This is a genomic window from Paraburkholderia sp. BL21I4N1 (assembly GCF_002973525.1).
GTDB lineage: Bacteria > Pseudomonadota > Gammaproteobacteria > Burkholderiales > Burkholderiaceae > Paraburkholderia.
In genome coordinates, this window is the sequence record NZ_PVEN01000009.1 from 104,180 (window position 1) to 124,669 (window position 20,490).

Here is a 20,490-nt window from a genome sequence, read left to right on the forward strand (position 1 = left end):
GACGCGCGGGGCGGCGGCGCCGCACGTGGCGTGCGGCGTGCCGCTACTTCTTCGGCTTGTCCGGTTTCGCCGCGGCGCCGTCGGCGGGATGACCCAGCTTCTTTTCCATGATCGCCGCGACGCGGTCGCCCAGGTAATCGCCGGAGGCTTCCTCGAGTGCGCGGTTCATTTCGCTTTCCACCAGCACCATGGCGAGCGGCCGCACGCGCCAGATCGCGTCGACCAACGCGGGCACGTCGGCGGGCGGCGGCAGTGCGTCGGCGTCGTAGCGATCCAGTTGATGGACCACGAGATCCACCAGCGCCTTGGCGACCGCCTGGAAATGCGGTCGGGCGATGCCGACGGCGTCGAGCAGATCGGCGAGCGGAATGCCTTCTTTTGCCATGGTGGCGCCGGCGGCCAGCGCCGTGGGATTACCCGACACGAACGACAGGCCGTGGCGCTCCAGCAGACCGAGCTCGACCGCTTTGCCGAGCGCGCTCGGCGTGGCTTTGTCGCCGAACATTTGCAGCAGTTCGATCAGCGAGTATTTCTTCGGACGCTCACGCGACCAGCGGCCGCCGATCGCGGTTTCCAGACCGAGGATCGAGCGCAGATCGTGGCCCTCGTCGACCGCCATGATCAGGTCTTGAATGTTCGCGAGCGTGTAGCCGCGAGTCAGCAGATGATTGATCAGCTTCAGACGCGACACGTGCGTGTCGTCGTACACGCCGACCCGGCCGCGCTTTTCCGGCGGCGCGAGCAGGCCCCGGTCCTGATAGGCGCGCACGTTGCGCACGGTGGTGTCGGTGACGCGCGCGAGTTCGTCGACGGTGTATTCGTTGCGCGGCGCAGGGCTGGCCGCGACGTTGGCGTCGGCGGGCGAGGGCGGGACGGAGGGCGGCGTGTTGGGCATGGGCGGATTTTAACGCGGCCGTCGACGCGGCCGCCAGCGTGGCAGTGCGTCATGTTGCGCGACGGGACCGGGCGTCGCGTGTTTGCCGCGACGGTTATTCCAGGTAGGCTCGAATCAGTTTTTCATTGGCGTCGCTGTAGTCATAGCAGTTCGATCGTAAATCGAGCGCCGTGGCGAACATGATCGTTTCGCACCACCAGCCGTTGTATCTGATCTCGGCGTTTTCATGGGTTGCCTTTAACATGTGGCCGAATTCGTGCGCGAGGAACTGATGGCCTTTGGCGCTGGCAATGCCATAGTCGCCGCCCTGATGAGCTATTCCTCCCACCCCGGCGCTCACCCACTCGTCCGTGAAAAGGAGGAATTTGTTATTGACGCCGGCCTCGTCCTGCGGGAACTGAGCGTCCACCTGTGCCGACCAGTCAAGGAGTTTTCTGGCGGTGTCGCCCCCGGTATAGGCAAAGTCGGTGATGCCGGGAAGGTCGCGGCGAATGTCGATCTTCATGGTGCGTCCAGCGGGCAGCATGGCTTCGATGAGTCCAATCCACCAGCTCAGGTGATCGTTGAGCGCGACGTTTTTGGCGTCGTCGTGAACGAAAATGGAAAACACCCATTCGGGCGGTTTGCGAATGCCGCTCTTCGCCTTTGGCCGGTCGCCGGTAGTCGATGCCGGTGTTTTTTTGATCGCCGGGAGCACGATGTCGCCCAATGTTTCGCTCGTGGCCGGCTGCGTTAGAACGCGTACTTCAGGGTGGGTTTTTTCGCCGGCGTAGCTGATGTTGTAGGCGTCGGAGTGGGGCGCGGCGTTGACGAAAATATCCAGGCGGTCCGCGTAACGGGTAAAAATCGCCGGATAGCCGTCGACCTTGCCGCGATACAGCGAGGCTTCGCCGCTGTCCGGGTAGACCAGCTTGACCGGCATGCGCGTGTCGACATGCATGATCGCGGCGGCGCGCGTCGCATCGGCACGCGCGGTTTCGTGAACCGGCAAGTCGCCGCGTAATCCAGTCGGCAAGCCGCGCGCGACCGCTCCGTCGAAGTCCGTTATCGTCGAGGCGACGCTGTTTCCAGCCGCAGCCAGCAGACACAGCAGCAGGTAGGTCGGCAGCCAGGTTGCACGAACCGCCGCGAAGCGTGAACGAGTTGCGTCGACGCTGCGCGCCGGATGCACCGGATGCGTCGGGCGCTTCACGCGCTGACATGAAAAGAACGGATGAGGCACGGCGCGCTCCTGAATGTCGAGGTGACGTCGATTCCGCTGAACGGGACATCGACCCTCTCGCGCGCTGTTTCCCGTTGGCGCCGCGAGTCACCTTGACATTAGACGCAGCGAGCCGGCGCGCCCAGTGACAAGGCGACGCGAGCGCTTCAGGTGCGTTCTTACGCGACGTCGTCCGGTGGCGTCGAATCGCCCACGCCGAGCTTGCGCTGCATCAGCGTGGTATCGAGCCAACGGCCATGCTTGAAGCCGACCGCCTTCAACGTGCCGGTCAATTCGAAGCCCAACCGCGTGTGCAGCGACAGCGAGCCGCCGCTGCCGCCGTCGGCGATCACGGCGACCATCTGACGCCACGGGCCGGTTTCGCAGCGTGCGATCAGCGCTTCGAGCAGGATGCGTCCGAGGCCTCGGCCGCGATACGCGTCGTTCACATAGATCGAATCTTCGATCGTGTTGCGATACGCGGCGCGCGGCCGGTAAGGCGTCGCGTAGCAATAGCCGGCGACGTCGCCGTCGATCTCGGCAACCATATACGGCAGCCCATGGCCGCGCACCGACGCGAGCCGCGCGCGCAGATCGTCGACGGAAGGCGGGATTTCCTCGAACGAGGCGACGCCGGTCAGCACGTGGTGCGCGTAGATCGCCTGGATCGCGGGCAGATCGGCTTCGGTGGCGTCGCGAATCAGCGGTGCGTTCGCGGTCGCATTCAATGCGGCGGGCGTGGAGGGCGCGGGGTGGGCGGTGCTCATACGTGTTCCTGTCATGGCCGGTGGTGACGAATACGTTTCACTATGCCCGCCGCGCGCGCGGATTTGAAGCGAGTCAAAAATCGCTTTCGCGTATGGCCGCTATTCGTGGGCGATAACCGTTAGTTATGCGAGGTCGTGTCCGGCTGCTTCACGTGACCACGGTGACGCTTCGGGTGTTGGGTCTTGTGCTTTGGGTTGGCCTTGGCTTGCGCGGCGGCGCCATGGTCGTTGCCAGACGGCAGCGAGCTCTGGCCTTCGCCGAAGCGGAAGGTTTGCGAGGTTTGCGCGTACGCACCGGCGGACAGTGTCAAAGCGGCGACGAGGCAAAGCGACAGTTTCATGAATCCTCCTTCGGAACGAGCCGCAGAGGATACCCGGTTTGCAGCGGACCGTGCAGCACGCGCCAATGCGCCGTAGGCGTCAAAGATCGAACTGGTCGAATTCGCTTTGCAGTTCCCGGTTGCGCGCCACGCGCTCGTCGATCCCCGGCCCGAGCCGTTCGACGATTGCCGAGATCAGCAGATTGAACAGGCAGGTGAGCGGCGCGAGCGAATCCCAGAACTGACCGACATCGGTTTTCACCTGCAGCAGGTCGCCGTCGAATTCGCGCGCCCACGGACAATAGATATCGGTGACGAGCGCGAACGGCAAACCGCGTCGCGTGGCCGCTTCGCAATAGCGGCGCGCGACCTTCGAATAGGCGCGCGTGTCGGTGACGATCAGATACGGCGACTTGAAGTCCGAGTTCAGCGAATCGACATACGAGCCCGACATGCCGTCGGAATAGAACACGCGCGGGCGAAGATATTCGAGTTAGCTATAGAACGCGTTGCCGATACCGCGCGTGGATTGAATGCCGAGAATGTAGACGGCGTCCGCGGTGGCGATGCGATCGGCGACACGCGCGAAGGCGGGTGATTGCGCGAGTTGATAGACATGCTGGATCGCGCCGACCTCGAGTTCGAGCGAATGGGCAAGCGCCGCGTTCGGCGCCGTGGGACTGCCCGCGTGCGGCGCGGCTTCGTCGTGCTGACCGGCGCCGCGGCGGAACGCGTCGAGCCGGTCGGTGATCAGCCACGGACGCTCCTGCGCGCCGCGTAGTTCGCGTTTCAGATCGTCGAGGTTCTGATAGCCGATGCTGCGCAGGAAGCGCCCCACCGAAATGCCGCTGGTGCCGGCCTGCTGGGCGATCTGGTCGGCGGTTTCGAGGCCGAGCCGGTCGAGATTGGCCAGCATATAGCTGGCGACGCGTTTGGAGGTCGGCGTGAGTTCGGCAAAGCGGGCTTCGACGGTTTGGGTAAAAGCGGTCGGCATCGTAATCGCGGCGCAAGGCAGTGGTGGAACGGTCGTCGGGATGATGACATAGTCGACCGGCCGCCGGCGTTGTATCGCGCCGCGTTGCGCCGATCCGGCCGGTTCCCGTCAGACAGCCGGGCGCGCCGGCGCAGCCCGCGCGAAGCGCCGGGCGCCCGCCACGCAGGCCACCACCACGACGGTGACGAGGATCATGGCGAGCGGTACTTCTTCATGCAACAGCAAGCCGGCCAGCAGCAGGCCGAAGAACGGCTGCAGCAGTTGCAACTGCCCGACCCCGGCAATGCCGCCGAGCGCGAGGCCGCGATACCAGAACACGAAACCGATCAGCATGCTGAACAGCGACACGTACGCAAGCCCCCACAGCGCGGCATGACTGACGCCGTCGAACGACGCGGGGCGCGTCCACCACGCGAGCGGCAGCATGAGCGGCAACGACAGCACCAGCGCCCACGAAATCACCTGCCAGCCGCCGAGGTGGCGCGACAGCCGCGCGCCTTCGGCATAGCCCAGCCCGCAGACGATGATCGCGGCCAGCATCAGCGCATCGCCGACAGGCGACGCGTCGATGCCGTGGCGCAACGCGAACGCGACCACCGCGCTACTGCCGAGCGCGGAGAATAGCCAGAATGCCGGCTGCGGGCGTTCGCCGCCGCGCAGCACGCCGAAGATCGCGGTGGCGAGCGGCAGCAGGCCGACGAACACCACGGCATGCGCCGCGTTCACGTGGCGCAGCGCGAGCGCTGTCAGCAGCGGAAAGCCGACCACCACCCCAAGGGCGACGATTACCAGCGGAATCAGATCGCGACGTGCCGGGCGGGCCTCGCGAAACACCAGCAATAACAGGAGACCGAGCGTGCCGGCGATGGTCGCGCGGGCAACCGTCAGGAACACCGGGTCGAGACCTTGCACCGCGATACGCGTGGCCGGCAGCGAGCCGCTGAAAATCAGCACGCCGATCATGCCGCTTAGCCAGCCGTTGGTTGTCTTGTCCATCGAAAGTGTCCGTGCGAAGGCGAATGAAGCACATAGCATGCGCTTTTGCGCCGCAAAGGGTAAGCTACGGAACAGTACAATTCGTACAAACTGTACTTACCGTGGAGCAGTACAGATGGCGGAAAGCGATAGTAACCGTGCGGCCTCGGGCACGCGTGTCGGCACGGTGATGGACAGTCTGCGCGAACGCATTGCGAGCCGCTCGCTGATGCCGGGCGCGCGCGTGCCGTCGATCCGCGCGATGACGGAGACCCTCGGTGTGTCCAAGTCGACAGTGGTGGAGGCCTACGACCGGCTGGTCGCGGAAGGCGCGATCGTCGCGCGGCGCGGCTCGGGTTTTTTCGTGTCGGGTCACGCGCCGCCGCTCGCGCTCGCCGATCTCGGACCGCGTCTCGATCGGGAGGTCGATCCGCTGTGGCTCACGCGGCAGTCGCTGCAAGCGGGCTCGAAGGTGTTGAAGCCGGGTTGCGGCTGGATGCCGCCTGCGTGGTTGCCGGAAGACGGCGTGCGCCGCGCGTTGCGGGCCCTGGCGCGCGATCCGCAGGCGTCGCTGGCCGAATACGCCAGTCCGTATGGGCTGCCGGCGCTGCGTCAGCAACTGGCGTGGCGGCTCGCGCAGCATGGCGTCGACGCACCGCCCGAGCAGATCGTACTGACCGACGGCGGCACTCATGCGCTCGATCTGGTGTGCCGGTTTCTGCTCGAACCGGGCGACACCGTGCTGATCGACGACCCGTGCTACTTCAACTTTCAGGCCTTGCTGCGCGCGCATCGCGCACGGATCGTCGGCGTGCCTTATACGCCGTCCGGTCCCGATCTGGCGGCGTTCGAGCGGGCGCTGATCGAGCATCGTCCGCGACTCTACGTGACCAACTCCGCGATCCACAATCCGACCGGCGCGACGCTGGCGCCGGCCGTCGCGCACCGGTTGCTGAAGCTGGCCGGCGAACATGATCTGCTGATCGTCGAAGACGACATCTTCGCCGACTTCGAAGACGAAGCCGCGCCCCGGCTGGCCGCGTTCGACGGGCTCGCGCGGGTCGTGTCGATCGGCAGTTTTTCGAAAACGCTGTCCGCGGCGGCGCGTTCCGGCTACATCGCCGCGCGCCCCGAATGGGTGGAGTCGTTGATCGATCTGAAGCTGGCCACCTCGTTCGGCAATGGCGAGCTCAACGCAAGCGTCGTGCATCGGTTGCTGGTGGACGGAACGTACCGGCGTCATCTGGAATCGATGCGCGCGAAGTTGGCCGATGCGATGAGTGAGACGATCAGGCGGCTCGGCTATGCGGGCCTCGATATTTGGACGCGGCCGCGCGCCGGCATGTTCGTGTGGGCGCGTCTGCCCGAGGCGCTCGACGCGGCCGATATCGCGCGTCATGCGTTGGAAGCGGGGGTGGTGTTCGCGCCGGGCAATGTGTTCAGCGCGTCGCAGACGTCGGCCGGATTTCTGCGCTTCAACGTCTCGCAGTGCAATCGCCCGAAGGTTTACGAGGCGCTGCAACGTGCAATGGACGCAACGGCAGCTTCCCGGCAGCAGGCGCATGTGTGACTCGCACGCGCGCTGCCGCCGCGTTGCTTTGCGTCGCTCCGTTGAGCTCAGATCAGCCGGCTACTTGCACAGCAGAAGCAGGCGTTCCTGATCCGTGCAGGTGGCGCGCGGTTTCTGCACGGCCTGCGCCGCCGCCGCGTTCATTGCCGCGCTCTTGTTGGTGAGACACGCGCGCAAATGCTTCTCGACCGGCGAGTAGTACTTCCATCCGCGCACGAGGGTGGGCAGTTCGAGCTTCACCTGTTTCCACTTGGGATGCCCGTGCTCCTGCAGATTGTCGAAGTTCGCGCACAGCGAATCGGCAAAGCGGTTCAGATTGACGACGGTGTCGCGCAGCCCGTAGTCGTAGGTGACGAGAAACGCCTTGACGGTCAGCGTGGGCGTGTCTTCCTTGATCCAGGTCGGGTAGCTGGTGGCGCGGATCGTCGCGGGGAAATAGGTCTGTTTGGCGCGCAAGGTTTCCGGCGCGTTGGGATCGGCGCGCAGCAGGCGAAGCTGGTTCAGCAGTTCGGGATTCATGTCGTTGAACAGTTTCGCCGGCTGCCCGACCACGATGATGGCCACGTCCACTTTCTTGACGATCAGCGCGGCCAGCGCGTCTTCATTGCTCAGATGCTGGATATTCTGTTCGGGGATCGACTGGCCGAACATCAGGTGATAGAGCGTCGTGGCCGATTGCGCGGTGCCGCTGCCGAGCAGGCCGACGCTGATGGTTTTGTCCTTGATGTCGGCGAAGGTTTTCATCGGCGAATCGGCACGCACCACGACGTTAATTTCTTCGTCATAGAGCGGCATGATGAGGCGCAGCGGACGGATTGCCGTACCGGCGTCGGCATTGCCCGCGTTGGCCATGTCGATGTACGCCTGATAGACGTCGGATTGCACGAGCGCGAGCTTCACGCCGGACTCGAAGCGCATGCGCTGCACGTTCTCGGCCGAACCCTTCGACGCCATCACTTCCAGGTCGATGCCCGCCGGCTGTGCCACCCATTTCGACAGATCCTGGCCGAACTGGATATACGTGCCGCGCTCCGGACCGGTGACGATCTTGTAGTGCGTAGGTTCCGCACACACCAGAGAAGATGCGACCAGCAGCGCCAGCCCCAGCCATCCCGCCAAAAGTCTCTTCAGCATGGTCTCTCTACCTATCGGTGAGGTTCGTTCCGCTTCCCGCGTCGGCGCGCGTGAAGCACCGTTGAGCCGGTTTGCCCTGGTAGGGTCGCTGGGGCGCGCGTGTCGTGTCCGTCTGTTGCCGCTCAGAACGGCGCGATTCAGCGCTTGCGCCACGCGGCCGAGAAATCCGCCGCGTCGTTCGGTATCCCAACGATCCGCTACTGAGCCGCCGTCGCGGCGTGCGAATTCAGCGGCGCCCAGCCGGTCTCGCGAATCACGCGCTCCAGGATGATTTTCGCCGTGTCGTTGCCGGTATCGATGGTGAGCGCCTCGTTGGCATGCTGACGCGCACAGGGCCAGGACTGTTGGGCGACGCAGGTTTGCGCCGCCTGCAAGGCGGCGTCGCGGCGCGCGGTCAACGGGCGCAATTCGATCGCGAGATCCTGGGCGTCCGCGTTGCCCGGCTGCAGCGTTTGCGCGGCGCCGAGCGCGGCCTGAGCCGTGGACAGGTCGTTGGCACGGAAAGCGAGTCGCGCCGCCTGCACGGCTTGCGCGGCATCGCGGAACTGCGGTGCCGGTTTGACGGGCGCTGCGGCGAGCGGCTGCACGACCGGCGCGGTCGGAAAGATTGGATTGGCTCGGACGTTGGCGCCCGGCGCGGCGGGCGTATTCGCAGCGCTCTGTTGAGCCCGTTGGGCCTCTTGCGGTTTATAAAGAGCGATCGTGCCGGTGGTGGTTCTGGCGTCCTGCGTCGCGTCGGCGCTTTGATCGTTGCCGCCGTTCTGCGAATCGCGACTGTCGCCGAATAGTGCATAGGCGCCAGCCACCAGGCCGATGACGACAAGCACGCCGACAATCAGCAACGTGGTCCTGCGATTGGGTATCGCGGCGCGATGCTTCGACTCGGGCAAATCGGTGAGCGCCGGCGCCGGCGGATGCGTGGCCACGATCGACGGCGTGTGCATCACGGCTTCGCCGGGCAGCGATTCACCCGCATTCGCCGTGCGCGAGGCGAGATCCGGTTCGCCCGGTGCGGCGGGATCGAAACCGATTTTTTGCGCCACCTTATTCATTGCGCTCGCGCGGCTGCCGGGAATCACGGCGCGCTTGTGCGGACCGCCTTCGAGCGGATGCACCGCGCCGCAATACGGGCAATAGTCGACTTGCCGGTACAGTGCGCCGCCGCAGCGTTTGCACGGTGTCGGAAAACTGTGGCCGGTGATGGTCTGGGTGGCCATGCTGAGGACCCACCTGAGGAAAACGATGCCGTTACGGCATGCTCCGGATCGGATTGAAGCGGCCGCCAGGTCCGCGGAAATCACGATCCACATGCGCCGGAGAGTCTAGGGCTGCAAACTCGCGCTTGCGCTGCCGCTGCTCGCAATATGTGGCGTTTTAAATGGCACGTCAATCGACGTTCGTACCTATCCTGTGTGCGCTAGCGAACATTTGTAGGTACGACGAAATACCGTGCATGTTGGCAGGACGAGCGAGCGCGACGTTTTTTCATTTTAGGCGCGCGTTTGCAGCGACAAAAGCACGACGAGGTCGGCGCCTGCGGCGGCCGACCTCGTCAATAAGCGCATGCATCATGCGCTAGTGTGAAGCGCGCTGAAGATCAATGCTTGCGCAACGGATGATCCTTCAGTAACCACGTCAGCACGAAGGCAAGCACCACCACGCATGCAGCCGACAGATACACCGTGTGCAACGCACCGGCGAACGCTTGCAGATAATCTTCGCGTAATGCGGCGGGCAACTGGTGGATGGCCGCGGGCCCGAGCGCGTGCGGCAATTCGGTGTCGGGCGGCATCAATTTTTCGAGGCGCGAGGCGAGACCGTTCGAGAACACCGCGCCGAACGCGGCGACCCCGATCGAGCCGCCGATCGAGCGGAACAAGGTCGCGCCGGAAGTGGCCACGCCCATATGTTTGAACTCGACCGTGTTCTGCACGGCGAGAATCAGCACCTGCATCACCATGCCGAGTCCGCAGCCCAGAATGCCCATGTCGATATACATCACACGAATCGGCGTGTCGATCTGCAGACGGGCGAGCAGCAACATCGCGACGGCCGCGAGCAGGGTGCCCATGATCGGGAAGATGCGGTACTTGCCGATCTTGCTGATGATGCGGCCGGTCACCATCGACATCACGAACAGGCCGCCCATCATCGGCAGCATCTGCATGCCGGCTTGCGTCGGCGTGGAGCTTTTGACCACCTGCAGATAGAGCGGCAGGAACGTCACCGAACCGAACAGCGAGACGCCGATGACGAAGCCGATCAGGCTACTCAGCAAAAACGTGCGCTGTTTGAAAAGTTCGAGCGGCATGATCGGCTCGACCGCGCTGCGCTCTTCGTGAATGAAGCCCCAGATCGACACCAGCCCGATGCCCAGCGTGAACCACAATTGCGGCGACGACCACGGCAGAATCGTGCCGCCCTGGCTCGTGAACAGGATGATGCAGGTGAGCGCACCGGCGAGAAACGCGGCGCCCATGTAGTCGATGGTGTGCTTCACGTGGCGCACATGCGGCTTGAAGACCGCGCCGATCACGGCGAGCGAGATGATGCCAAGCGGCAGGTTGATGTAGAAAATCCAGCGCCACGACAGGTGCTCGACGAGAAAGCCGCCGAGCAGTGGCCCGATCACGGTGGCCAGACCGAACACGCCGCCGAATACGCCCTGAAAGCGGCCGCGCTCGGCCGGCGGAATCACGTCGCCGATCGCGGCCATCGTCACGACCAGCAGACCGCCGCCGCCGAGCCCTTGCAGCGCGCGCAGCAGGATCAGTTGCGTCATGTTCTGCGCGACGCCACATAACGCGGAGCCGGCCAGAAACACGACGATCGCCGTCTGCAGCACGATCTTGCGGCCGAACAGGTCGCCGAATTTGCCGTACAAGGGCACGACGATGGTCGAGCTGAGCAGGTAGGCGGTCACCACCCAGGACAAATTGTTGAGCCCGCCGAGTTCGCCGACGATAGTGGGCAGCGCGGTCGAGACGATCGTCTGATCGAGCGCCGCGAGCAGCATCACCAGCAGCAGGGCCGGAAACAGCAGGCGGATCGGCGGATGATCGGCCGTTCGCCCACCCGCCGGCGCTGGGCCGGACGGCAGGTCGGAAGATTGAAGGGTGGGTTGTTCCATGGGGGAGTCGTATTGAAATTAATTAACTTAACGATTAATATAGGAGACATCATAGCAGCCGTCAAATTGAATGCAATGGCAAGGATTCCGTCAGACAAGCAGGATGCAACGGGTGCGCCGCAGCTCGCGCGCCGCCCGGGCCGTCCGTCAGGCACCCCGCGCGGTCCGGAGCAGCGAAGTCGGCTGCTCGACGCCGCGCTCGCGCTGTTCGCGCGTCAGGGCATCGTGGACACCACACTCGGGGAAATTGCCCGCGAGGCGGGTTTCACGCCGGCCATGGTGCATTACTACTTCAAGACCCGCGATCAACTGCTCGACGTGCTCATCGACGAACGCTTCGCGCCGTTGCGCGCGGGTCTCGGCGTGCCGTTTCAGGAGAATCCCGACGATCCGGTTGCCGCGATCACGCAACTCGCGCGGCGGATCGTGCAAGTGGCGACCGATCACCCGTGGTTCCCGTCACTGTGGGTGCGCGAAGTGATCAGCGACGGCGGCCTGCTGCGTCAGCGCATGCAGGAGCGGTTCGGCAATACGCATCAGAAAGCTTCCCTCGCCGCGATCGCGCGCTGGCAGGAGGAGGGCCGTCTGAACGCGGGGCTGGAGCCCGCGCTCGTGTTCGTTACGTTGCTGGGCTTGACGATTCTGCCGCTGGCCGCGTCGAAGTTGTGGCGCAACGATCCTGTGCGCAGCAAGATCGGCGGCGAGGAGATCGCGCGGCATGCGGTCGCGTTGCTGGTGCAAGGGATCGGTCCGCAGAAGGCGGAGTAACACGTCGTGTGTTATTGCTCGGTGCACGTCGTCGCGGCACGCTACGTGCTACCACTCGTATGAACGTGAACGCCACGCGCGAAGGGAAGCGCGACGGGCGTTGCAGAAAAACAGGAATGGCGGAACGGACGCCGCGCCGGAAACGCCGTGCCGAGGGTGCTGGCACGCGTCGCCGTGGCGGATCGGAAGTGTCGGCATCGGTCGCCGGAAGAGCGGCGCCGAAAGCCGGTTTTTCATTGGCGTGCAATTTTGGCGCGTTACTGTGCGCGCGAGTCGGCTGGGTCGATACGTTTCAATTGTCGACCGGCCTGAAACTCGGCGTGCGAAATCGAGTCGGAACCATGAACAGCGACATCGCAGCCGCGCGAATCGGCGGCACGCAGCAGAACGATACATTGGCCACGTCGGACGGCCTAACCGGATTCTTAGAGCAACAACAGAAAATGAACGGAGCATTGAGACTCGATCAGGCCACGATCGTGCTCGTCGAAGACGACCCGGATAGCCGGGAGTCGTTGACCTTGTTACTCGAAGCGGAAGGCGCGCAGGTCTGCGCCGTTGCGGATGCGGAAGAGGGCGTGGAAGCGGCCTTGCGGCTGTTGCCCGATGCCGTGGTGTGCGACCTCGATTTGCCGGCCATGGACGGTTTCTATCTGATCCAGCGGCTACGCGACCACGAGATTCGCGGCGATCACGCGCCTTCGGTGGCGGTGGCGCTAACAGGTCACACCGACGAAGCCTACCGCTTGCGCAGCATCGGCGAGGGTTTCCAGCATTTCATGACCAAACCCGCTTTACCCGACGACCTCGTGACGTTGCTGCACGACGCGATCGACGCGCGCGCGGCGGGTTAACCGGGTTCATGACAGGGTGAGGATGGGCCGATCGACGGTTGTCGTTGCGGCGCATTGAGCCCGTGAGGCCCGTGGCGGCCGCGCTACTTGGCGGCGACCGCCGCCGCTGACCCTGCGTCGGCCTCCGCTTCCGCGGCCTGGCACGCGGAACACAATCCCTTCAATTCGATTTCGTCGCTGGCGAGGCGGTAGCCCGCGTCTTCGATCTGCGCGACGAGCGCTTGGCGCAGCTTCGGCTGATGCAGCTCGGTCACGTTACCGCACTGCTGGCAGACCACCAGAATGCCGTGCTGGCACTGCGTCAGATCGTGGCACACCGTGAAGGCATTGATCGATTCGATCCGATGCACGAGCCCGGCGGTCAGCAGGAAATCCAGCGCCCGATAAACCGTGGGCGGCGCCGAGCCCGGATGGATCTGGCGCATTTCGTCGAGCAGCGAATAGGCCTTGGTGGCGCGGCCGGAATTCAGCAGCAATTCGAGCACCTTGCGGCGAATCGGCGTGAGTTTTTCGCCGCGTTCGCGGCAGTATTCGTCGGCGAGCGTCAGCGCGGCTTCCTGCGAAACGCCGTGCGTGTGCCCCGGCTCATGGGCATGCGCAGTAGCGGCGGAGGGGGCTTTGGCGGCGAGCGCGGCGGGCTTGGCGGTCTTCATGGGTCAATTATAAAGGTCAGCGCGCCGCGCTGTGCTGGGTGCTCCCGAGGTACCCAGCGCGCTCGGGCACCGCGCGCCGGCCAACGTCGGCCGGCTCCTCGTTGTCAGTCGACGCCCCGCGGTTCAGGTCAGCGGGAAATCGATGTACTTCTTGAACCCCGTGCGCGTGGCAAGACGCGAATACCAGCGCTCCAGATTCGGCAGCGGTGGGCGCTCCACGCCGTCGAGCCCGAACCAGCGTTTCGCGTATGCGCCGATCACGATGTCGGCCAGCGTGAACTTCTCGCCTTCGAGGAAAAAGCGCGCCTGCAGATGGCTGTCCAGCATGCGCCACAGCGCGGTGACCGCCGTGAAATCGGTGGCGAGTTTGGCGTTGTCGCGCGCGTCCGCCGGTGTGCGTACGAGCGCCCAGAACACAGGACGCTCGGCGGGTTGCAGCGTGGACAGCGACCAGTCCAGCCAACGGTCCACACTCGCGCGCACTCTCGGCTCGGCCGGATACAGCAGACTCGCTTCGCCGTATTGCAGCACCAGGTAACGCAGGATCGCGTTCGATTCCCACAGCACGAAGTCGTCGTCGACCAGCGTCGGAATCTTGCCGGTCGGGTTCATCGCGAGATAGTCGGGCTCGTTGTTGCGGCCGAATTGCAGACCCGCGTCGATGCGCTCGTACGGCAGCACCAGTTCATCGCAGCACCACAACACCTTCTGGACGTTAACCGAGTTGGTGCGTCCCCAGATCGTAATCATCCGGTCAATCCTTTTCTTGGCAAGTTGGCAAAGTTGGCAAGCCGCGCCGGCTGCGCGGCGTTCAGCCGGTAACGATACACGATGCGCGCGCCTTTGCGGAGCGCGGCCGCCGGCGTTCGGCAATCCCCACGCGTTGCGTACAATGGCCGCTCCCGACTACGACGAGGCACCGGATGGCCCGCATTGTCCCCGACGACTGGAAGAGCCTCGCCGCCACCGGCGCGGCGGCCCGCGAACGCGAAACCCTCGCGTTGCTGGAAACGGCGCTGTCCGACGACTACACCGTCTATCACGGCGTGCACTGGACGCGCCTGAACCAGAACTTCTCGGTGTTCGGCGAGGCCGACTTCGTGATCGTCAGCCCGGCCGGGCGCGTGATGATCGTCGAACAGAAAACGGGCTTTCTGCGCGAGACCTCGAAAGGGCTCGTCAAGGTGCATCTGCAGACCGAGCGCAATGTGGCGATCGCGCTTGCGCACACCGTCGAGGGATTGCACCGGCGTCTGACCGCGGCGTTCGGCGCGGGCACCTATTTCGTCGAGGAACTGCTGTACTGCCCGGATCATGTCGTCAAAGACGCGTCGATTGCCGGCGTGAACCCCGCACGTATCGTCGACGCGACGCGCAAGGACCGGCTCGCGGCGGTGATCCGCGAAGCCTTGCCGGTCGACGAAGCGCGTCTCGCCTGCGCGCCGAAGATCCATCATTTTCTCGCCGACGAACTCGCGCTCTCGCCCGACACCAGCGCGCTGGTCGGCCAGGCGGGCACGCTCGTCACGCGCCTCGCGGGCGGTCTCGCCACCTGGGCGCGGCGGCTCGAATTCACACCGTTTCGCCTGCGCGTGACCGGCACGGCCGGCTCCGGCAAGACGCAACTCGCGGTGCAGGTCATGAAAGACGCGGTGGCGCGGGGTCGGCGTCCGTTGTACGTGTGTTTCAACCGGCCGCTGGCGGACCACATCGTGCGGGTCGCGCCGCCCGAGGCGAAGGTGGCGAACTATCACCAGTTGTGCGACTGGATTGCACGCGACGCCGGTCGCGAACCGGACTTCCAGGCCGGCGACGTGTTCAATCAGCTCGAAACGACGTTCGCCGGCACGCCGATCGACGCGCGCTGGCAATTCGACGTGCTGATCGTCGACGAAGGCCAGGACTTCCAGCAACCGTGGGTGGCCGCGCTCGAACGCCTGCTGCGTCCCGGCGCCGCGTGGTGGTGGCTCGAGGATCCGCTGCAGAATCTGTACATGCGCGAACCCGTAGCGCTACCCGGCTGGACCACGCTGAAGGAAACCACCAACTATCGCAGTCCGCGCGACATTCTCGACTATGTGCGCGACGTGGTCGGCGGCTCGGTGCCGGTCGCGGCGGCGCTCGCGTCGGGCAGTCCGTTCGACGGCTCCGAGATTTCGCTGTCGGTGTACGACGAAGCGAACGCCGCCGAAGGCAGCATCGACGCCACCAAGCGCGCGATCACGCAGGCGCTGTCGCTCGGCTTTCGCAAACAGGACATCGTGGTGCTGTCGTTTCGCGGTCGCGAAGGGTCGGCGATGACCGCACTGGACCAACTCGGCCCGCACCGGCTGCGCAGTTTTACCGGCAAATACGATCTGTTCGGCAACCCCGAATACCGCGAAGGCGACGTGCTGTTCGAGTCGATCTATCGCTTCAAGGGGCAGGCGGCGCCGTGCGTGATTTTCACCGAGGTCGACTTCGACACCTTCGACGAGCGGATCGCGCGCAAGCTGTTTGTCGGCGCAACCCGCGCGACGATGAAGCTGATCGTGGTCGCGTCGCAGCGGGCCGCGCGGCATCTGCGTTTGCGCGACGGCAAGGAAGCGCGAGAGAGCTAGCTCAGGCCCACGCGCGCGCACCGACCAGCATGCCGGTTTGCGTCCGCGCGTCCCACCAGATCACGCGCAGCAACGGCGCTTGTTGCGCGATCAACAAAGCCTGCGCCGGATCGCTTTCGACAAAGTGCGTGACGCCGCCGCGCAACGCGGCGGCCGCCTTGTGAGCGGCCGCGCCGGCGGGGCTTTCGTCGTGCGTGCCGGGCGTGCGCATGACCAGTTGCAGATGCCCGAACCCATGACGTGTCAACCACGCCTCGGTGCGCACGCGGTCCGGTTCCGGCCGCCCGGTGATGATCGTGCGAACGCGCCGCAGATCGAGATCCGGCAGGACCTCGAACGGCAGCAGCGCATCGCGTTCGGCAAGCGCGGCGGCCAGGTCCTCGTCGTAGCGCGCGAGCGGCACGTCGGGCAGCAGAATGCCGTCGAGGTCGATCGCGTACGTGGCGTATTCGTGATCTTCCGCCATGGCAGGCGCGGCGCCGGTTTCGACGCGCGCCCAGTCGTCGCGATACCGCTCGGTGTACGCCTGGCGTTCCCACGGAAACTGCGCGAAGTAGCCGCGCGCGTCGATCGCGTAGTCGGGTTGGGTGCGGCTCAGGTCGTCCACCGCGCCGGTTAGCGTCCTGACGTCGAGACCATGCTGTTGCAGAAACGCGATGCAGTCCGTCAGCGTGAAACCGCGTCCCGCAATGTCCTCGCATAACAGCACACTCGAACCCGCGGGCGGGATCGGCAGCGTCGAGTCCCATGCCACCGTGCGCGACTGCCGGTCATAGCGCAAAAACGCCACCGGCGTGCCGACCGCGTGCGACACCATCAACGCAAGCGGCGCACCGCCGCGCAGAATACCGATCGCGAGCGTGAAACGCTGCGCCAGCAAGGCGGGTTGCAACGACTCGATCCAGTGATCGAGCTGTTCGTACGTCAAGGGCAAAACCGGCTTGTTCATGACTCTTTGGGGGCGCTGTCAAGCGCATATGGGACGAGCGTCTGCGAGGCGGTGCGGCGTCCGGCGCTAGCGAGCGGCGGGGCCCCGTTTTTGAGACAGAGAATTTTGGCGATATTATGCATGCGGTTCAAAGATCGCGCGTCGGGGTGACGTGCGTTACCGGCGGGGCGTGTCGCGAGGGCGCCGTCACGACCGGGTAGAGGGGCGACCGGTTCTCGACCATGAACTGAACCGGCGCGGCGCCGCAGAGCACCGCCCGCAAGAAAACAGATAACGGAATAGAAAAACAGATGACCAAGGCGATCGCAACGGCGCAGGGCAGAACGGCCGTCCATGGAATCACGCAGAGCGGCGCGCGCATCGGCGCGTGCTGGGCGACCGGCCTGATGTTCGCGCTGGCCGCGGCAGGCGCGCACGCGCAACCGGCGTCGGCGCCAGCCGTGCCATCGGTGCCTTTAACGCTCGACGTGACGGGCAAGATCGGCAAGACTACCGATGCTGCGCACCGCGTGTATCACTTCACGGAAGCGCAACTGCTCGCGCTGCCGACCCACTCGATCACGACCGCCACCACGTGGACGCCGCGCTCCACCTTCACGGGACCGTTGCTGGCGGATATTCTGAAGACGGTCGGCGCAACCGGCAGCGAAGTCGAGATCCATACGCTCGACGACTACACCTACAGCGTGCCGGTGTCCGACTGCGATCGTTACGGCGTGGTCGTGGCGTACAGCATGAACGGCCGGCGGCTGAAGATCAGCGACTTCGGGCCGCTGTTTCTCATCTATCCGCGCGATGCGTTTCCCGATGAACTCACGGGCGCCTCGGGCGATTCGAAATTCGTATGGCAGATCAAGGCACTCATCGTCGAATAGTGCGCCGTCCGTGGCGCCGTGTTCTTTACGTGTTGATCTGGCTGACCGCGCTCGCGGCGCCGGCCGGCGCGATCGGCTATCTGCTGTATGCGAACCTGCTGAACCCGCGCACCACCGAGCAATTGACCGGCACGTACGACGGCTTCTATTGGGACGCCGCGCAACTGCAAATCGCCTATGCGCGTTTCGAGAATCAGTTGCTGCTGTATCAATCGGGTGTCGACGACGACTATCAGCGGCTGGTGCTGCGCTATCAGCTGCTGCAATCGAAGCTGCACGTGACGGCCGGTTCGACGCGCCGGCTGACCACGCAACTGACGCTGCTGCAACGCCAGCTCGACGAAATCCGCTCGCTCGATCAGGTGCTCGCCGATTTCCAACCGGAAGTCGAGGCGTTGCAGACGGACCGCACGCAAGCCAATCAGATCGTCGCCGAATTGCGCGAGCACTGGAACGAGGTCAACGATCTCGCGCTGAGCCGCCGCTTCGCCGACGTCGCCGATCGCGAAGCGATGAACCGCGATTTCATCGACAAACGCCGCATGCTGTTCGCGGGCGGGCTGGTGCTGCTGTTGCTGTCGGCGGCCGCGACGCTGTTGCTGGTGCTCAACGGCCGGCGCCGTACGCGTCTGATGCTTCAGCAGCACGCGGCGCTCGACGCGGAGCACCAGGCGAGCCGCGCGGCGCGCGAGGCGAGTCTCGCCAAGGACGCATTCCTCGGCATGATCAGCCACGAACTGCGCACGCCCTTGCATGCGATCGTTTCCTCGATCGAACTGCTGGGCTTCAACTATCACTCCGAGGCCGACCGCAAGGTGATCCAGCGGCTCGAAACCGCGGGACGGCACCTCGAAGCGCAGATGAAAGACCTCACCGACTACGCGCGTCTCGGCGCCGGCAAGCTCGAATTGCGGCATGAGCATTTCGAACCGCGCGAACTGCTGGCGTCGATCATCGACGAGCATGCCATGTCGGCCGAGGCGCGCGGTCTGCGGCTGGAAAGCGAAGTGAGCGGCATGAGCGGTCTGGTCGATTCCGATCCGCACCGCATTCGCCAGATCGTCAACAACCTCGTCACCAACGCGATCCGCTATACGGAGAGCGGCACCGTGCGCGTGCAATTGAAGCGGCGGCCGGCGGTGCTGATTTTCGTCGTCAGCGATACCGGGCCGGGTGTGCCGCATGCGCAGATTCCACTGATCTTTCAGGAGTTCACGCAACTGGACGGCTCGCGCACGCGCCGCTTCGAAGGGGCGGGCATGGGGCTGACCATCGTGCAGGGGCTGGTGAAACTATTCGGCGGCACCGTCGACGTGGCGAGCACGGTCGGCGAGGGCACCACCTTCACCGTGACGATTCCGGTCACGGCGGTCGACGCCGCCGAGCCGCCCGGCACGCCGCCGCACAGCGAACCGGGCGGCGCGCGCCCCTGCGTGCTGATCGTCGACGACAACCGGCTGATTCGCGAGTCGCTCAGCGAAATGGTCGCGCATATGGAGTTCGACGCGCACGCGGTCGGTAACGCCGACGCCGCGCTCGCATGGCTCGACGCCCGCCGCTGCGACGTGGTGCTGCTCGATCTGCATATGCCGGAGCGCGACGGCTACACGTTTCTGGCGGACTTCGCGGGGAGGCCCGGACCGTCGTCGGGCGTGCCGGTGATCGTGGTCAGTGCGTATGCGCCGGAGCCGGCAGCCAGGGGCGAAGCGGGAACAGGGGCGGAGGGCGAAGCCGGCGCGCAGCCGTTCTTCGAAGCGTTATTAAAGCCGGTACATTACGAAGATCTGCGCAACGCGCTGCAGCGTGCGTTGGCGTCGCGGCATGCGATTTGAAGCGGCGCTGCCGGCGCGCGAAGTGGAGGTGGGCATCAACCTGAGCACGCACCTTCAGCCGGCAGGCGGCGCGTTCGGCGCTACGGGCGGTTGAGCCGCTTGGACAGGTCAGCGACCAGAATCGCCATGCGCGCGGGCTTTTCGTAGCACGCGACGTCGTAATTGCGGATCACCTGGCTGATCTCCGACTCGCTGGCCTTGCCGGTCAGCAGTTCGCCGGTCAGCACGAAGATCGGCGCGTCCGGGTTTTCCGACGCGCGCACCGCGCGAATCGCCGCCGCCGAAGTCTGCGAGCCGAACAGCCAGTCGATCACCACGCCGTCGAACACCTGGGTTTGCAGTTGCTCGGTGAAGGCCGCGAGTCCGTAGAACGCGATCGCCGTGAAGCCGCTGCGTTCCAGATAGTCGCGCAGGTTGTCGGCGCTGGCCCGATCGTCGTCGACCACCGCAATGGCCGGTTTGTCGGTCTCGGCGCGGCGCGGATAGATCTCGATCTTGTGGACTTCGTACGCGCTTTGATAGAGCGTGCCGTCGTGCCGCGCCACGCGCCATTGACCGAGCCGCGAGTAAGCGACGAATTCCGGACGGCTGCCCGCTTCGAGCGCGGCGCCCACCCAGGCGGTGCACGCCAGTTCGATCGCACCGATGCTGAAAATGGCTTCCTGGGCGATCGCGCCGACCATGCCCGGATCGAGCGATTGCGCGCCGAACAGTTGCGCGGCCGGTTCGCCGTACACCTCGGCGACCTTCTTGATCTGCGACAAAGTCCACGGACTGTTGCCGCGCAGTTTGCGGTGCCCCTGGGAAAAACTCAGATCGAGAATCCGGCACAGCTCCGTGGTTTGCTGGCGTTTGCCGATTCCGTGACGGCTCATCAACTCGCGCACGCGCTCGGCGACTGCGATGGAGTCAGGTGAGTGTGTTTCGTTGGCCATGCTGCGTGAGAATCCCCGTCTTGAAGGGTGCGGTGGAG

At 65.0% G+C, this 20,490-nt stretch carries 18 protein-coding genes and 1 pseudogene; 6 read left to right on the forward strand and 13 right to left on the reverse strand.

The window, feature by feature from the left end:
• Positions 1-43 precede the first annotated feature (43 nt).
• The 6 genes and pseudogenes from B0G83_RS22685 to B0G83_RS22710 form a co-directional block, all read right to left on the reverse strand.
• Positions 44-895 (reverse strand): MerR family transcriptional regulator, encoded by an 852-nt coding sequence (locus B0G83_RS22685; RefSeq protein ID WP_105509647.1) that lies wholly within the window; start codon positions 893-895, stop codon positions 44-46.
• Positions 896-989: 94 nt separating this feature from the next.
• The gene (locus tag B0G83_RS22690) at positions 990-2,066 is read right to left on the reverse strand and encodes a hypothetical protein (protein ID WP_146120282.1); all 1,077 of its coding nucleotides are present in this window, start codon (positions 2,064-2,066) and stop codon (positions 990-992) included.
• 209 nt (positions 2,067-2,275) lie between these two features.
• Positions 2,276-2,863, reverse strand: coding sequence for a GNAT family N-acetyltransferase (locus B0G83_RS22695; RefSeq protein ID WP_105509649.1), 588 nt, complete (start codon positions 2,861-2,863; stop codon positions 2,276-2,278).
• Positions 2,864-2,982: 119 nt separating this feature from the next.
• Positions 2,983-3,204 carry a hypothetical protein gene (locus B0G83_RS22700; protein ID WP_105509650.1) on the reverse strand — a complete coding sequence of 74 codons (222 nt, stop codon included), beginning with the start codon at positions 3,202-3,204 and terminating at the stop codon, positions 2,983-2,985.
• A 79-nt stretch (positions 3,205-3,283) separates the two neighbouring features.
• Positions 3,284-4,177, reverse strand: a pseudogene (gene sapR / locus B0G83_RS22705) (sap1 transcriptional regulator SapR).
• A 108-nt stretch (positions 4,178-4,285) separates the two neighbouring features.
• Complete coding sequence (locus tag B0G83_RS22710; protein ID WP_105509651.1) at positions 4,286-5,173, reverse strand: DMT family transporter; 888 nt, start codon at positions 5,171-5,173, stop codon at positions 4,286-4,288.
• Between the two features lie 115 nt (positions 5,174-5,288).
• Between B0G83_RS22710 and B0G83_RS22715 the strand changes: the two genes are divergently transcribed.
• Positions 5,289-6,722: a PLP-dependent aminotransferase family protein gene (locus B0G83_RS22715; RefSeq protein WP_105509652.1), complete on the forward strand. Its 1,434-nt coding sequence runs from the start codon at positions 5,289-5,291 to the stop codon at positions 6,720-6,722.
• 60 nt (positions 6,723-6,782) lie between these two features.
• On the opposite strand, the gene B0G83_RS22720 is transcribed toward B0G83_RS22715, so the two are convergent.
• The 3 genes from B0G83_RS22720 to B0G83_RS22730 all read right to left on the reverse strand — a co-directional run bounded on the left by B0G83_RS22720 (position 6,783) and on the right by B0G83_RS22730 (position 10,986).
• Positions 6,783-7,856, reverse strand: coding sequence for a TAXI family TRAP transporter solute-binding subunit (locus B0G83_RS22720; protein WP_105509653.1), 1,074 nt, complete (start codon positions 7,854-7,856; stop codon positions 6,783-6,785).
• A gap of 197 nt (positions 7,857-8,053) precedes the next feature.
• Positions 8,054-9,073 (reverse strand): hypothetical protein, encoded by a 1,020-nt coding sequence (locus tag B0G83_RS22725; protein WP_105509654.1) that lies wholly within the window; start codon positions 9,071-9,073, stop codon positions 8,054-8,056.
• Positions 9,074-9,453: 380 nt separating this feature from the next.
• Positions 9,454-10,986, reverse strand: coding sequence for an MDR family MFS transporter (locus B0G83_RS22730; protein WP_105509655.1), 1,533 nt, complete (start codon positions 10,984-10,986; stop codon positions 9,454-9,456).
• Positions 10,987-11,061: 75 nt separating this feature from the next.
• On the opposite strand from B0G83_RS22730, the gene B0G83_RS22735 reads away from it, so the two are divergent.
• Together B0G83_RS22735 and B0G83_RS22740 are read left to right on the forward strand one after the other, a co-directional pair.
• Complete coding sequence (locus B0G83_RS22735) at positions 11,062-11,754, forward strand: TetR/AcrR family transcriptional regulator (RefSeq protein ID WP_258168127.1); 693 nt, start codon at positions 11,062-11,064, stop codon at positions 11,752-11,754.
• Positions 11,755-12,095: 341 nt separating this feature from the next.
• Positions 12,096-12,608: a response regulator gene (locus B0G83_RS22740; protein ID WP_105509784.1), complete on the forward strand. Its 513-nt coding sequence runs from the start codon at positions 12,096-12,098 to the stop codon at positions 12,606-12,608.
• 83 nt (positions 12,609-12,691) lie between these two features.
• Here the strand turns inward: B0G83_RS22740 and B0G83_RS22745 are convergent, their stop codons facing one another.
• Entirely contained in the window at positions 12,692-13,261 is a 570-nt protein-coding gene (locus B0G83_RS22745) for a Fur family transcriptional regulator (protein ID WP_105509656.1), read from the reverse strand.
• 123 nt (positions 13,262-13,384) lie between these two features.
• Positions 13,385-14,011: a glutathione S-transferase family protein gene (locus B0G83_RS22750; protein WP_105509657.1), complete on the reverse strand. Its 627-nt coding sequence runs from the start codon at positions 14,009-14,011 to the stop codon at positions 13,385-13,387.
• Between the two features lie 173 nt (positions 14,012-14,184).
• On the opposite strand from B0G83_RS22750, the gene B0G83_RS22755 reads away from it, so the two are divergent.
• Entirely contained in the window at positions 14,185-15,861 is a 1,677-nt protein-coding gene (locus B0G83_RS22755) for an ATP-binding domain-containing protein (RefSeq protein ID WP_105509658.1), read from the forward strand.
• 1 nt (position 15,862) lies between these two features.
• Here B0G83_RS22755 and B0G83_RS22760 read toward each other — a convergent pair whose 3' ends face one another.
• The gene (locus B0G83_RS22760; protein ID WP_105509659.1) at positions 15,863-16,810 is read right to left on the reverse strand and encodes a phosphoribosyltransferase; all 948 of its coding nucleotides are present in this window, start codon (positions 16,808-16,810) and stop codon (positions 15,863-15,865) included.
• 290 nt (positions 16,811-17,100) lie between these two features.
• Here B0G83_RS22760 and B0G83_RS22765 point away from each other — a divergent pair, with 290 nt between their 5' ends.
• Positions 17,101-17,685, forward strand: coding sequence for a molybdopterin-dependent oxidoreductase (locus B0G83_RS22765; protein ID WP_374954933.1), 585 nt, complete (start codon positions 17,101-17,103; stop codon positions 17,683-17,685).
• Positions 17,655-19,517, forward strand: a complete 1,863-nt coding sequence (locus B0G83_RS22770; RefSeq protein ID WP_105509660.1) for an ATP-binding protein — start codon at positions 17,655-17,657, stop codon at positions 19,515-19,517. Before B0G83_RS22765 ends, B0G83_RS22770 begins: the two co-directional genes overlap by 31 nt.
• A gap of 80 nt (positions 19,518-19,597) precedes the next feature.
• On the opposite strand, the gene B0G83_RS22775 is transcribed toward B0G83_RS22770, so the two are convergent.
• The gene (locus B0G83_RS22775) at positions 19,598-20,452 is read right to left on the reverse strand and encodes a helix-turn-helix domain-containing protein (protein WP_105509661.1); all 855 of its coding nucleotides are present in this window, start codon (positions 20,450-20,452) and stop codon (positions 19,598-19,600) included.
• Positions 20,453-20,490 lie beyond the last annotated feature (38 nt).